The sequence below is a fragment of the Kocuria marina genome (assembly GCF_000786655.1).
Classification (GTDB): Bacteria; Actinomycetota; Actinomycetes; order Actinomycetales; family Micrococcaceae; genus Kocuria; species Kocuria marina_A.
The window spans coordinates 1-14238 of sequence record NZ_JROM01000008.1 but is presented as its reverse complement, the minus strand read 5'-3'; the positions used below and the strand labels follow the sequence as shown (position 1 = coordinate 14238).

Annotated in this window: 10 protein-coding genes and 1 tRNA gene; 6 read left to right on the top strand and 5 right to left on the bottom strand. The window is 70.3% G+C overall.

What is annotated here, in order from left to right:
* Window positions 1-27: 27 nt before the first annotated feature.
* The 3 genes from AS25_RS01525 to AS25_RS14485 all read left to right on the top strand — a co-directional run bounded on the left by AS25_RS01525 (window position 28) and on the right by AS25_RS14485 (window position 1965).
* Window positions 28-115: transfer RNA gene (locus AS25_RS01525), tRNA-Ser, on the top strand.
* Between the two features lie 263 nt (window positions 116-378).
* Complete coding sequence (locus AS25_RS01520; protein WP_035960604.1) at window positions 379-1149, top strand: CHRD domain-containing protein; 771 nt, start codon at window positions 379-381, stop codon at window positions 1147-1149.
* 15 nt (window positions 1150-1164) lie between these two features.
* Window positions 1165-1965 (top strand): class F sortase, encoded by an 801-nt coding sequence (locus AS25_RS14485; RefSeq protein WP_156960862.1) that lies wholly within the window; start codon window positions 1165-1167, stop codon window positions 1963-1965.
* 16 nt (window positions 1966-1981) lie between these two features.
* Here AS25_RS14485 and AS25_RS01510 read toward each other — a convergent pair whose 3' ends face one another.
* From AS25_RS01510 to AS25_RS01500, 3 genes are all read right to left on the bottom strand, one after another.
* Window positions 1982-3682, bottom strand: coding sequence for a phospho-sugar mutase (locus AS25_RS01510; RefSeq protein ID WP_035960589.1), 1701 nt, complete (start codon window positions 3680-3682; stop codon window positions 1982-1984).
* On the bottom strand, window positions 3682-4338 hold the full coding sequence (gene deoC, locus AS25_RS01505; protein ID WP_035960579.1) for a deoxyribose-phosphate aldolase: 657 nt from the start codon (window positions 4336-4338) through the stop codon (window positions 3682-3684). The genes AS25_RS01510 and deoC overlap by 1 nt, the downstream gene beginning before the upstream one ends.
* Before the next feature lie 100 nt (window positions 4339-4438).
* Window positions 4439-5734 (bottom strand): thymidine phosphorylase, encoded by a 1296-nt coding sequence (locus AS25_RS01500; RefSeq protein ID WP_035960741.1) that lies wholly within the window; start codon window positions 5732-5734, stop codon window positions 4439-4441.
* 179 nt (window positions 5735-5913) lie between these two features.
* Between AS25_RS01500 and AS25_RS01495 the strand changes: the two genes are divergently transcribed.
* Both AS25_RS01495 and AS25_RS01490 read left to right on the top strand, forming a co-directional pair.
* The gene (locus tag AS25_RS01495; RefSeq protein WP_035960572.1) at window positions 5914-7131 is read left to right on the top strand and encodes a NupC/NupG family nucleoside CNT transporter; all 1218 of its coding nucleotides are present in this window, start codon (window positions 5914-5916) and stop codon (window positions 7129-7131) included.
* Window positions 7132-7164: 33 nt separating this feature from the next.
* Complete coding sequence (locus AS25_RS01490; RefSeq protein WP_035960564.1) at window positions 7165-8100, top strand: sugar-binding transcriptional regulator; 936 nt, start codon at window positions 7165-7167, stop codon at window positions 8098-8100.
* Window positions 8101-8121: 21 nt separating this feature from the next.
* On the opposite strand, the gene AS25_RS01485 is transcribed toward AS25_RS01490, so the two are convergent.
* Window positions 8122-10125: an FAD/NAD(P)-binding protein gene (locus AS25_RS01485; protein ID WP_035960555.1), complete on the bottom strand. Its 2004-nt coding sequence runs from the start codon at window positions 10123-10125 to the stop codon at window positions 8122-8124.
* A 246-nt stretch (window positions 10126-10371) separates the two neighbouring features.
* Here AS25_RS01485 and AS25_RS01480 point away from each other — a divergent pair, with 246 nt between their 5' ends.
* On the top strand, window positions 10372-11862 hold the full coding sequence (locus AS25_RS01480; protein WP_035960548.1) for an MDR family MFS transporter: 1491 nt from the start codon (window positions 10372-10374) through the stop codon (window positions 11860-11862).
* A gap of 141 nt (window positions 11863-12003) precedes the next feature.
* On the opposite strand, the gene AS25_RS01475 is transcribed toward AS25_RS01480, so the two are convergent.
* Entirely contained in the window at window positions 12004-13962 is a 1959-nt protein-coding gene (locus AS25_RS01475; RefSeq protein ID WP_035960542.1) for a S8 family serine peptidase, read from the bottom strand.
* Window positions 13963-14238: the final 276 nt, after the last annotated feature.

The window sequence follows — 14238 nt, the reverse complement described above, 5'->3', positions numbered from 1 at the left end:
CCGCGCCCCACGGGAGCGCGCGACACTGGAAGGTTGTCCGAGCGGCCTAAGGAGCTGGTCTTGAAAACCAGTGTGCGGTAACCCCGTACCAAGGGTTCAAATCCCTTACCTTCCGCCCAGGTCGAAGGTCCCGGGTCCCTGTCTCGACAGGAGCCCGGGGCCTTCGCATGTCCGGCCACACTGGCACGGATCAGTCGCCCCATCCGCCCTCGGGCTCATGGCGAGCGTGGCGGGGTACACGGCGGTCCATCACGGTCGCCCCAGGTCAGACAAACTTCTGCCCTTTGCATGGATCCTGGTCGGCCCCCGAAATGGACAGTAGGCTGTGAATTGCCTCACAGTTCGGCCCCGCACCCATCCAGCCGAAAGGCCATCGTCATGAAGAAGTCCGCTCTCCTCGCCCTTCCCACTCTCACCCTGGGGGCACTGGCGCTCGCCGCAGGCCCCGCCACCGCGGCCGATTCCTGGTCCTTCCAAGCGCAACTGGCTCCGGTCAACAACAGCACGGCGGCCGGTACCGCCATGGTGGACGTGACCGGTGACCAGGCCACGATCACCGTCAACGTGGCCGGCGCGCCCGCCCTGCTGCAGGGGATGCCCTACGGTCACGCCCAGCACATCCACACCGGCAGCCAGGGCGTCTGCGCACCGCCCACCGCGGACGCCAACGGCGACGGTGTGGTGGACTCCATGGAGGGCAAGCCCTTCGCCGGGGGTATCGCCGTCTCACTGACCACCGCCGGGGATGTCAGCCCGGCGTCGGGCGCCGTCGCCGACCGCTACCCGACCGGGGACGCGTACAACTACCAGCGCACGGTGACCCTCGACCCCGCCACGTTGCAGGCCTTGCAGTCGGGCAACGCGGTGATCAACGTGCACGGCGCCGATCCCGCAGCCCTCTCGCCCGCGGCGACGAGCGCTGTCAACCCGATGAACCCGGCGCTGCCCCTGGCCACGGACGTACCGATCGCGTGCGGCCAGTTCGTGTCCTCGCAGATGGCGATGCCCGAAGGCCCCGCCGACACCGGGGTCACGACCCCGGCCGAGAATGCCGATCTCAATGCGGTCGCGGGAGTGGGTGTGCTCGGCCTGCTCGCGGCCGGAGCCGCGGCCCTGGGCCTGCGGCGTCGTGCGACCCAGCGCAGCTGACCGGTAGACGCCTGCATGGGCAAGCACCGCAGCGAGTCCCGTCACCTCTCCCTGGGGGTGGCGGGACTCGCCGTGGTGTTGGCCCTGTGGTGCTCCGGTGACACCGCCGGTACTCCGGCAGCGCCCACAGCAGGGGCGACCACGCATGTCTCGGACGCACCCGGCCTCGAAGCACGGATCCCCGATGCGCAGGGGTCTGAATCCCGCGCGCCTGACGACGCCGCGGCCCCCACTGCCCGGGCGGCCGCCCCGGACCACGCCGCTTCCCCGGCCTCCGGGGCGCGCGAACCCAGCGCATCACTCATTCCGACGCACTCGCCCCGGTCCTCGGGCCCGGCCACATCACCTCCGGCCGGTGCTCCGGTCTCCCCGCCGTCACGACTCGTCGTGGAACGGATCGGGCTCGACCAGGACCTCATGCAGCTCGGCCTGCGCCCCGATCACACCCTCGAGGTACCCCCGGAAGGACCCGGCTCGCCGGCCGGGTGGTACCGGGGTTCACCGGCACCGGGACAGTCGGGACCGGCAGTGGTGTTGGGCCACGTGAACGCCTCGGGCGGTGGGCCAGGGGTCTTCGCGGACCTGCACGTCCTGACGCCGGGGGACGAGATCGGCGTGCAACGTGCAGATGGAACGCAGGCCCAGTTCCGGGTCACGCACGCGGAACGCTACGCCAAGAACGCCTTCCCCACGATGCGCGTCTACGGCAACACGACGGACCCGCAACTGCGGCTCATCACGTGCGACGGCTACGACCCCGCCACCGGCACCTTCGACGAGAACCTCGTGGTCTACGCGACCCTCGTCACCAGGTGAGCACCCGGCGCGTGACCTAGAGCCCCACGACCTCCCGCAGCTGCTCACTGATCCGGGCGAGCCGCGCCGCGGCCTCCTCGCGGGGCACCGAGCCGCCCTCCGGAACCGGGAGCACGACCTCCAGGTAGCACTTGAGCTTGGGCTCGGTCCCGGAGGGCCGTACGATCACGCGGTCATCGGCCTCGGTGCGGATGAGGATCCCCTCGGTGGGCAGCATCTCGGGCCCGCCCTTGGACAGATCCGTGTACTCGACCACGGACGAGCCCGCGATCTCCCGCGGCGGGTTCTCCCGCAACCGGTCCAGCCCGCGGGTGATGAGCGAGAGATCCGCCACCCGGAACGTCAACGGCGCGGTCGCGTAGAGCCCGTGGAGCGTGGCGAGCCGGTCCAGTTCCTGCTGCACCGTGGCGCCCCGGTCCTTGAGAGCGGCCACGTAGGAGGCCACCCGCACGGCCGTGGAAATCCCGTCCTTGTCACGCACGGCGCTGGGATCGGTGCAATAGCCGATGGCTTCCTCGTACCCGAAACGCAGCCCGGGGGTGCGGGCGATCCACTTGAACCCCGTGAGGGTCTGACGGAACGAGAGCCCGTGGTGCTCGGCGATCCGCCCGAGCAACCGCCCGGAGACGATCGAGCACGCGAGGGTGTCCCCCGCGCGATCGGGATCCGCTGCGGCGTTCTCCCCCAGCAACGCGCCGAGCTCGTCGCCGCTCAGTCGCCGCCAGTCACGTGCGGGATCGCCCGTGCCCGCGCCCGTGGGGATGGCGACGGCGCAGCGGTCCGCGTCCGGGTCCAGGGCGATCGCGACGTCCGCGTCCTGGTCCGCTGCGAGTGCCACGAGCAGGTCCATGGCCCCGGGTTCTTCCGGATTGGGAAAGGCCACGGTCGGGAAGTCGGGATCCGGCTCGGCCTGTTCGGCCACCACGGAGACCCGCTCGAAACCGGCGCCACGCAGTACGGCGAGCGCGGTGTCCAGGCCCACGCCGTGCATGGGGGTCAGCGCGATGGAGATCTCGGAACGGGCCTCGGGGTCGCGCAGGCACCCGGCGCGTTCGATGTAGCTGGCGACCAGATCGGCGTCGGCGGCTGAAACACGCGAGGAGTCCCGGGGAACGCGATCTGCAGGAGGGGCGGCAGCCATGTGCTCAGCGATCAGGGCGTCGTCCGGGGGCACGATCTGCACGCCGCGCTCGTCGTCGGAGCCCACCGCGCGACCACCCAGGTAGACCTTGTACCCGTTGTCCGCGGGCGGGTTGTGGGACGCGGTGACCATGACGCCGGCGTCCGCGCCCAGTTGTCGCACGGCGTAGGCCACGAGCGGGGTGGGCAGCCGGGACGGCAACCGCACGGCCCGGCATCCGGCGGCGGAGAAGACCGCAGCGGCGTCGGCGGCGAAGTCCTCGGAACCGTGGCGCGCATCGCACCCGACCACGACCAGGGGCGCGGGCCCCACGCGCTCCGTGAGGAAGGAGGCGAGCCCTGCGCTCGCGCGGATCACGACCGCGCGGTTCATCCGCGATTCCCCCGCGCCCACGGCAGCGCGCAGCCCGGCGGTGCCGAACACGAGCGGTCCGGAGAAGCGCGAGTCAAGCTCGGCGAGCGCGGGCTCGTCACCGGAGGCGGCGGCGTTCGACAGCTCGGTGAGTTCGTCGCGGGTCGCGGGATCGGGGTCGTGCTCGACCCACTGCCGCACCCGCGCGAGCAGCTGGTCGCTCATCAGGAATCGAGCCCCTCGAGCACCGCACGGGTCCCGGACAGCCCGAGGCGCGTGGCGCCGGCGTCGATCATGGCCAGCGCGGCCTCGGTCGTGCGGATCCCGCCGGAGGCCTTCACGCCCAGGCGCCCGCCCACGGTCTCGGCCATGAGGCGCACCGCCTCGACCGACGCCCCGCCCGCGGGGTGGAAGCCCGTGGACGTCTTGACGAAGTCCGCGCCGGCGGCCTCGGCCTCGCGGCACGCGGCCACGATCTGATCGTCGGTCAGGGCCGCGGACTCGATGATCACCTTGAGCACCGCGGGCGCGGGGCACGCCGCGCGCACGGCCTCGATGTCGTCGCGCACGCCGTCCCAGTCCCCCGCGACGGCGAGGCCCAGGTTGATGACCATGTCCACCTCGTCCGCGCCGTTCGCCACGGACACGGCTGCCTCCGCGGCCTTGACCTGGGCGGGGTGCGCGCCGGACGGGAAGCCGCACACGGTCGCGAGCTTGACCCCCTCGGGCAGGTCCACGTCCAGCCGGGACGGGGAGACACAGATGGAGTACGTCCCGAGTTCACCCGCCTCCCGGGCGAGCTCGGCGACCTGATCGGCCGTGGACTCGGGCTTGAGCAGGGTGTGGTCGACCATGGCGGCAAGTTCTTCACGGGTGATCATGCGGTTCTCCTCGCGGGGGTGGTGCGGCGCGGTGACAATGCACCACGGTGGGGCGACGACGCCCGGTCCCCGAGCGTCGTCGTTGCGGTCGGACGGTGGGTCAGGCGATGCGGTCCAGCACGACGTCGTCGCGCGCCCCTGTGCCCTCGGCGGCATCGGGGTCGATCGTGGCGCCGCCGTGGAGGGACTCGAGCGCGCGCTCGAAGCGGTCGGGGGTGTCGGTGTGCAGGGTGAACAGCTTCTGGCCCTTACTCACGCGCTCGCCGGGCACCGCGTGGATCTCCACGCCGGCGCCGGCCTGGACGGGGTCGCCCTGCCGGGCGCGGCCAGCACCCAGTCGCCAGGACGCCACGCCCACGGACATCGCGTCCATCTCGATGAGCACGCCCGAGGTCTCGGCCAGCACGTCCTGCGTGTGCTCCGCCTGCGGCAGCTGGGCGTCCGGGTCCCCGCCCTGGGCGGCGACCATGCGCTTCCACGTGTCCATCGCGCGGCCGTCGCGCAGGGCCTCCTCGACGTCCGCGTCGTGCACGCCGGCCGCCGCGAGCATCTCGCGGGCCAACGCCACGGTCAGGCGCACGACGTCGCTCGGGCCACCCCCGGCCAGCACCTCGACCGATTCGCGCACCTCCAGGGCGTTGCCCACGGTGCGCCCCAGCGGGCGGGACATGTCGGTGAGCAGGGCCACGGTGTCCACGCCGTGGTCCTTGCCGAGCTCAACCATGGTGCGCGCGAGTTCGCGGGCGTCCTCCTCCGCCTTCATGAATGCGCCCGGGCCGGTCTTGACGTCCAGGACCAGGGCTCCGGTGCCCTCGGCGATCTTCTTGGACATGATCGAGGAGGCGATCAGCGGGATGCACTCCACGGTGGAGGTGGTGTCACGCAGCGCGTAGAGCTTCTTGTCCGCGGGGGCCAGGCCGGTTCCGGCGGCGCAGATCACCGCGCCCACGGTGTCCAGGATGTCCATCATCTCGGCGTTGCTCAGATCCGCACGCCACCCGGGGATGGCCTCCATCTTGTCCAGGGTCCCACCGGTGTGCCCGAGCCCCCGCCCGGACAGCTGCGGGACGGCCACCCCGAAGCTCGCGACGAGCGGGGCGAGCGGCAGCGTGATCTTGTCCCCCACGCCACCCGTGGAGTGCTTGTCCGCCGTGGGGCGGGACAGCTCCCCGAAGTTCATGCGCTCGCCCGAATCGATCATGGCCTGGGTCCAGTGCGAGATCTCCGTTCGGTCCATCCCGTTGAGGAAGATCGCCATGGCCAGCGCGGACATCTGCTCGTCCGCGACCACGCCGCGCGTGTAGGCGTCGATCACCCAGTCGATGGCCTCGGGGGACAGCGTCTCGCGGTTCCGTTTCATGCGGATGACGTCGACGGCGTCGAACGCTTCAACCACCGTGATCACTCCCTCGTGTAGCTGCGGCACGGTGTCGTGTCGGCGCCGGGCGTCCCAGGACACGACCTGTCCTGCAATCCTAGGCGGCGTATCGGAAAATTTGTCAATTATAGTTTTGACAAATGTTCGCGCCGCGGCGGATCCCGTCGCGGCGCCGGAAGTCGAAAGCTGGGGTCACCGTGGACCGTTTCCAGGGCCTGGTGGGGATCGTCCTCATCCTGGGCATCATCATTCTCCTATCCCGCCACCGCACCGCGATCAAGTGGCGCACCCTGGCGGTGGGACTGCTGTTGCAGGTGGGCGTGGCGCTGCTGATCCTCAAGTGGGGTCCGGGCTACGAGGCCCTGAAATGGTTCTCCGGTCTGGTCCAGGGACTGATCGGATTCACGAACGAGGGCACGCAGTTCGTTTTCGGCGGGCTGCTCAGTGACAACAACGGGTTCGTGTTCGCGCTCAGTGTGCTGCCCGTGATCATCTTCCTGGGTGCTGTGATCGGTGCGTTGTACTACCTGCGGGTCATCCAGATCTTCGTGCACGTGTTGGGCACGACGCTGAACAAGATCATGGGCACGTCCAAGATCGAGTCCGTGTTCGCGTCCACCGTGATCTTCCTGGGCCAGAGCGAGGCACCGCTCATGATCAAGCCGTACCTGAGCAAGCTCACCCGCTCCGAACTGTTCGCTTGTATGACCGGTGGGTTCGCCGCCGTGGCCGGATCGACCCTCGTGGGGTACTCCCTGCTGGGCGCACCGCTGCCCTATTTGCTCGCCGCGTCTGTGATGAACGCCCCCGGTTCCCTGCTCGTGGCCAAGGCCCTCATGCCCGAGACCGAGACCTCCGTGGCCTCCGTGAACACGCTGAAGGTCCGGGACACCGAGTCCAAGAACCTGATCGACGCGATCGGCAACGGCGCCATCAGCGGCGGCCGGATCGCCGTGATCGTGGGCTGCCTGCTGATCGCGTTCATCGCGCTGATCGCCTTGGTCTCCGCCGTGCTCGGCTGGGTCGGCTCACTCTTCGGTTTCGAGGGCTGGTCCCTCGAGGGGCTCTTCGGGATCATCTTCGCGCCGCTCGCGTGGGCCCTGGGCGTGCCGTGGCACGACGCCGCACAGGTGGGCAACTTCATCGGCCAGAAGACCATCCTCAACGAGTTCGTGGGCTACACCGCGTTCGGCCCGGAGATCCCCAACCTGGATCCCCAGTCCGTGCTGATCACCACGTTCGCGCTCGCGGGCTTCGCCAACCTGTCCTCGATCGCGATCCAGATCGGTTCCATCGGCGGGCTGGCCCCGGACCGACGCGCGGACGTGGCCCAGCTGGGCTTGTTCGCCCTGCTCGGTGGGTTCCTCACGAACATGCTCAACGCCGCGCTCGTCGGCGTGATCATGGGGCTGTGACGTGGCTGCACGGCCGGTGACCGGAGCGCCGTCGTGGACCTGACCGCGCGGGACGTCCAGTCCCTGGAGGCGGCCCGGCTCTACCACGAACGCGGCCTGTCCCAGGCGGAGGTGGCCCGGACACTGGCCATGTCTCGCCCCACGGTGTCCAAACTGCTGCAGCACGCGCGCGAGCGCGGGTTCGTGAGCATCGAGATCCGGGACCCCCGCACGGTGTCCACGGACGTGGGGCGCGAGCTGTGCTCCGCGTTCGGGCTCGCCCAGGCCACCGTGGTGGCCGATGCGGAGACCGAGCACGAGTTGCTGCACAACCTGGGTGTCGCCGGGGCGCGCATGCTCGAGGAGAATGTGGCCGACGGCGATCTCGTGGGGATCACGTGGGGTCGCACCATGCGCGCCGTGGCCCAGGCGCTGACCCCCCAACCGCGTAGCGGCGTGCACATGGTCCAGCTCAAAGGCGGCAGCAGCCTGGCCTCACCGGCGGCGGGGCACTTCGAGACCGTGCGGATGTTCTGCACCGCGTTCAACGCCTACCCCCACACGCTGCCCCTCCCGGCGCTCTTCGACAGCCCCGAGGTCAAACGCCTCGTGGCGCAGGACCGGCACATCGAGTACGTCCTGGACCTGGGCCGCAGCGCCCGGGTGGCGGTGTTCACCGTGGGCTCCGCCGGACGGGACGCACCCCTGCTCGCACGCGACTACCTGACCACCGAGGAGCGGGAAGGGGTCGCGCAGCGCGCGGTGGGTGACCTGTGTTCGCACTTCATTGACGACGCCGGCAACCCCGCCGTGCCCGAGCTCGACGCCCGCACCGTGGCCATCCCCCTGGACTCCCTGCGGCACAAGGAGATCCGGATCTGCGTGGCCGGCGGCGCGGCGAAGACCCCGGTCCTACGCGCGGCACTGCGGGCCGGGTACGTGTCCCACCTCGTCACCGACGAACGCACCGCCCGCACGGTCCTGGGCTGAGCCGCTCGCGCCCGGACCGGATCACTGCCGCGCGCGCGGCTCCCCCAGGATCTCCCGGGCGATGGCGTCCGCGTCCGCGATGGTCCGGGCACCCAGGTGGGCCGGTGCACCGGCCTCGGCCGCGATCGACACACCCCACTGCACCGAGGACAGTTGCAGACCGATCACGTGGATGCCGGGTTCCACCGCGTCCTTGTCCCCCACGGCGCGGTAGACGAACGAGCCGGCCGCGGCGTCGTCGTCGTGGGCACCCCGCGGACGCTCGCGCGAGACGTCCAGACCCGTGCTCGTCTCGGGGCTCGCGCCGTCGCGCGTCTCCATGAGTTTCGCGCGCACCAGGCCGCGCTCGTGCATGTGCGTGAGCAGCGGGGAGATGTTGCGGTGGACGTCGTTGCTCGGGGACATGGCCTCGATCATCCACCGTGAGCGCACGGGTGCCGCCTCGACCCACGGGGACGCGGCCACGAAGTAACCCTCGGAGCGGTCCACGACGAAGCGGGGTTCGGGGCCCAGGAACCGCACGATCCCTGCGCGGGTCAGCGCGGCGAGCTGCTGGATCCGCAGCACGGGCGGTCCGGAGGCCAGCCCCTCCACGAAGGGTTCGAACTCGCGCTGCAGCTCGTGGACCCAGGACGAGTCCGAGATGCCGATCTCCGCAAGGACGCACTTGAGCACGCTGCGCGCGGCATTGAGGGACGCGATCGCCATTTTGACGGGATCGTCCTCACCCTGCAGGGACCCGTGGACGTCCCGGTCCAGGTAGTGCACCACGGCGGCCGCGTACTCGTCGTGGCTCGCGAAGCTCACGTCCTCGAAGGGCCGAGCGAGCCGGGCCTGCTGCAGTTGCCGCCCGGGGACCACCGAGTCCGAGATCAGCGCATCGCTCTTGCGCGCCCAGTTCACGTCCGTGCGATCCGTGAGGATCTCGTCCAGCCGGTCCAGGAAGGCCCGCGGGTTCCCCAGGAACGCGTCCGGTGCCGTGCGCGCGAGCACCACGTAGTAGTTCCACACGGCGTCCTTGCGGATCAGGGGTCCGAGTTGCCGGTCGAAGGACAGCTCGCCGGGGCTCGTGGCCGCGAGTTCGCGCACCGCGTCCACGGTGAAGAAGCGGGTCTGCAACGACGCCGCGTAGTACCCCCGGAGCCGCGGCTTCGCCCGGTACGGCGTTCCGCGACGCGAGCCCGCCACGATCTTCGGTTCCCGTCCGGAGGGGTGGTACACCAACCGTTCAGGGTTGTCCAGATCGGGCGTGAAGCGGCCTCCCCGCCCCTCGGTGAGCTGGGCGAGCGCGTCGCAGAAGTTCAGGCCCATGCCCCGCACGAGCACCGTCTCGCCGTGCGGTAGATCGGGCCACGCGGCGTCCGCGGGCACGGTGGGCGGCCAGTACGTGAGCCCGTGTTCGGCGGCGCCGTCCACGAGTTCCTTCTGGGACGGACGCAGGTGCGCGTCCAGGTGGCCGAGCGCAAGCACGACAGCGTCCGCGGGCAGCACCACACCGCCCGCGAGTTCCACGGCGTAGCGGTGACGCCCGTCCGTCCTGACCCACGCGTCCACGGCCTCGCCGCGGTGCACCGTGAGCTCCACGGTGCGCGGCAGGTTCTCCCGCAGGGTCGCGAAGACCCACGCGAGGTAGCGCCCGTACGTGGCGCGCGGCGGGTACCCCTGCGGGGTCAGCCGCGCGAGTTCATCGCGTTGCTCGTCCGTGAGCGGGCTCACCGGGGTGATCTCCCCGGCGACGACGCCGCGGCGCCACCGCTCGAAGCTCATCCCACGCAGGGGCTCCAGCGCGGGGACGGCCAACGCGCCGTCGGCGGCGATCACGGTGGGGAAAAGAGAAGGGGTGTTCATGAGGAACAGCTCCGACTGGTCGGTGCGCCACACGTGCCCCGGTCCGGGAGGGAAGGGATCCACCAGGTCCACGTGGACGCGGATCCCGTGGGCCGCGGAGTGCGCCGCGAGTCGTTCCACCACGGACAGGCCTCTGGGGCCCGCTCCCACCACCACCACGCGTTGCTGAATCACCACGTCCTTCAGGATAACGAAGGGTGACCCCCGTTCGGGCCGGGCATGAATCCGACGTGGACGTCCGGCCGGTGTCGCGCTCGAGTGCTCGACGGACCGACCAGTACACCACCCGCGGGCGTGCCGCGGGCCTGGCGGAGCGCTCCCGATGCCCATGTGCACGCGCTCGTCTGTGACCGTTACCCTTACAGGGGCCCGGCCCCGGAAGGCCCGCCCGACCCCGTCCGCTCCAACGCTGGGAACCTCTCCATGTCCTCTGCCGCTCCGGCCGAACCACGCACGCTCGCCCCCCAGGGCACCACCGGGACCATTGCGGTGCTGCTCGTGGCCGCGTTCGTGGTGATCCTCAACGAGACCGTCCTGAACGTGGCGCTGCCCCACATCATGGGAGACCTGCACGTGGACGCCGCCACAGTGCAGTGGGTGACCACGTCCTTCATGCTCACGATGGCCGTGGTGATCCCCACCACCGGGTTCCTGCTACAACGCTTCAGTACCCGCGCGGTCTTCGCCCTGGCCATGGGCAGTTTCGCGGCCGGGACCCTGCTGGCCGCACTGTCCCCGAGTTTCGGGGTGCTGATCGCCGCGCGCGTGATTCAGGCCTTCGGCTCGGCGATCATGCTCCCGCTGCTGATGACCACCATCCTCATGCTCGTCCCCCAGCAGCGCCGCGGGGTGGTGATGGGCAACGTGTCCATCGTGATCTCGGTGGCCCCCGCCCTGGGTCCCACGCTATCCGGGTTGATCCTGGCGCACTTCCCGTGGCGCACGGTGTTCTGGTTCGTACTGCCCATCGTCCTGCTGGCCCTGGTGATCGGCCTGCTGCGGTTGCGGGACGTGAGCGAGCGCGGGAGCCTCACACTGGACCTGCTGTCCGTGGTGCTGTCCGTGCTGGGCTTCGGTTCCCTGGTCCAGGGCCTGTCCGTGGTGGGGGCCGCCGGTTCCCACGGCGGCGCCGAGTCCGGCTGGCTTTCCACGACCGCCGGCGGTGCCACCGTGCTCGCGCTGGGCGTGGTCCTCGTGGCCCTGTTCGTGTGGCGACAGATCCGGTTGCAGCGCAAGGACCAGCCGTTCCTGGACCTGCGCACGTTCCGGCACCGGGACTTCACGGTCTCCGTGGCGGTGCTCGCGCTCGGCATGATGGCGTTGTTCGGCGGTGTGATCGTGCTGCCCCTGTACCTGCAGACCGGCCGCGGTCTGGACACACTGCAGACCGGTCTGATCCTGCTGCCCGGTGGGCTCGTCATGGGTCTGCTGGGCCCGCTCGTGGGCCGGTTGTTCGACGCGTTCGGCCCCCGCCCCCTGGCCGTTCCCGGCGCCGCACTGCTGACCCTCGTGATGTTCGGCTTCTCCCGGTTGCAGTCCGACACCCCCGTGTGGTGGATCGTGACCCTGCAGATCTCCATGTCCGTGGGGCTCGCGCTGATCTTCACGCCCGCGTTCACCTCCGGGTTGAACCCGCTGCCGCCGCAGTTGTACTCGCACGGTTCCGCGACGCTGTCCACGTTGCAACAGGTGGCCGGCGGCGCGGGCACGGCGTTGCTCGTGGGAGTCCTGCAGGCCGGCACCGTGATCCACCAGCGGGCGGACGGCACCACCGTGACCGATTCCATCCCCGGCGTCCACGCGGCCTTCGTCACCGCCACGGTGATCGCGGCGATCGTCCTCGTGCTCACGTGCTTCATGCGCCGCTCCACCCCCACGGAACTGACCCGCGTGGGGGACGACGCCGCTCGGTGACGTCCGCGCGCGGGTACCGCAGCGCCGTCGTACCCCGCACACGAACCGCCCGAGAACATCCGAGGCCCGAAAAGGCACGCTGCCGGTCGGTGGCGTGCCTTTTCGGGCCAGGAATGCAGCGGGTGGTTCACCGCCGGGCGGTCACTTGATGCGGGTGACCTTGACACCCCCGCGCGGGGTCCAGGTGTACTGCGTGCGCTCGCCCGTCCTGATGTTCTGGAACCGCTGGTAGGCGCCGGTGGACGTGCGGACCTCCGGGGTGATCGGGTACCCCGCCTTGGTCTCGTACCCGTTGCGGACCCAGACCCGCCCGATGCCCGAGCTCTCGACGATCGGCTGCGCACCGGTGCGAGCGCTCCACAGGATCTTGGTGGTCTTGCCCGAACGCGGGTCCACGAAGCTCTGGTAATAGCCTCCGGTGGCGGTGCGCTGCTCGTTGTTGAACGGGATGCCCACCGCGCGGGCACCGCCCAGGCCCTCGTGGCGCGAGCCGATGCCCGTCCACGTGCGGACCTCGCGCACCCCGGTGCGGGAGGACCAGTAGAGCTTGGTGGTGCGCCCGTTCTTCACGAAGTGCTGCACGACGCCACCCACGCCCGTGTCCCGCTCCCCGGTGGTCGGATTGCCGTAGACCCCCGCCCCTCCCTTGGACTTGTAGTACGTGGCGATCGCCCCGCGCGTGGTGGGCGCCACCGCGCGGGCGGCGCGCACCGCGTCCACCTTGCGGTAACCGTTCACGTTCACGCCGGTGTCCCGCAGGGTCTTGCGGATGGCCTCCACGCCGATGTTCGGGTTGCGCTCCTTCATCAGCGCGATCACCCCGGACACGTGCGGCGCCGCCATGGACGTCCCGCTCAGGTCCCCGTACGAAGGCGCGCCCAGGCTGAACTTCCCCGTGTTGACCGTGGACCAGATGGGCGCGTTGGTGTCCCCGCCCGGGGCCGCGACGTCCACCATGGGCCCCCAGTTCGAATAGCCGGTGATCCTGTTGTGGGACGACGTCGCGGCGACCACGATCGCGCCGCCACAGTTGGCGGGGGCGGCGAGATTGGCGCTCTTGCCCGCGTTACCGGCCGCGACCACGAGCGGGACCCCGATCTTGTGCATCCGGTTGACTGCGTTCTGCATGACCGGCGCGCACGTGGGGGCGTCCCAGGCCTCGGAGAGGTTCACGACCTTGGCGGGGGTCGTGTTGCGCGGGACCCCCGGGATGGCGATGCCCGCGGACCACATCACGCCGTCCGCGATGTCCGAGACATACCCGCGACCGTCCGCGCCCAGGACGCGGGCGTGCTGGATCCGGGCGTCCGGGGCCACCCCGGCGATACCCGTGCGGTTGTTGGTGTGGGCCGCGGCGATCCCGGCCACGTGCGAACCGTGCCACCAGTTGGGCCGCCCGGGGCTCCAGTCGCCCTCGTCCTGGGGGTTGCCGTCCCGCCCGTTGCCGTCCCGCGAGTGGTACAGGTCCGAGAGGAAGTCGTACCCGCGCACCGTGCGCTGATTGAGATCCGGGTGGTTGATCTGGCCCGTGTCCGCGATCCCGATCACCACACCGTTACCGGTACCGTGCGACCACGCGGAGGGCACGCCGATGTTGCGGGGACCCCACTGGTAGTTCCAGTAGCGATCGTTCGGGGCGGACGCCGCGTGCGCCGCGAGCCCGTTGACCACGATCAGGTCCGGCTCCGCCGACTCGACGGCAGGGTCCTTCTCGAGGGTCTCGACCACCGCCTGCTGCTCCGCCTTGTCGAGCATCGTGTCGGATTCCACGACCTGCTCGGCGTTGCCCGTGGTCTTGACGATCTCCGGGTCCTCGATCTCGGTGGCCGTCTCCACCTCGGTCAGGACCTCTTCCTTCTGCGCCTCGGGGACGTGGTCCTTGAACTTCACCACGATCCGGTCGGTTTCCGCCAGGACCTTGCCCTGGGCGCCCGTTCCCCTTCCGAGGGATTCGACGCCGCCCACGGTCGGGGGTTTCGTCTGGGCCTGTTGTTCCGGGGTGGGTCCCTCCGGGGGTGCGGCCGCCGCGGGTGCGGCCGTGGCCAGCAACAGCGCGGAGACGGACAACGTGAGAAGTGTTCGTGCGGAGCGTCGTGGCATGATGTCCCCCTCGGGAATCAGCTCGCGGAGGCGGGATCAGCACCGGATCGAGGTGGCTGACGCCCGTGGGCGGGAGCACCGGACTGCGAGTGCCACGGACTTTACCAATGTAAATATCGCGGGGGTACCCCCGACACGAACGAGGGCCCCACATGACGTGTGGGGCCCTCGACATTTTGCGGAGACGGGGGTGTCTAGCGTCAGGAGATCGTTGACAGTGTTGGCTGTGGGACCCACCGGGTGATCGTTGACAGCTGCGTCGGGTCATCGTTGACA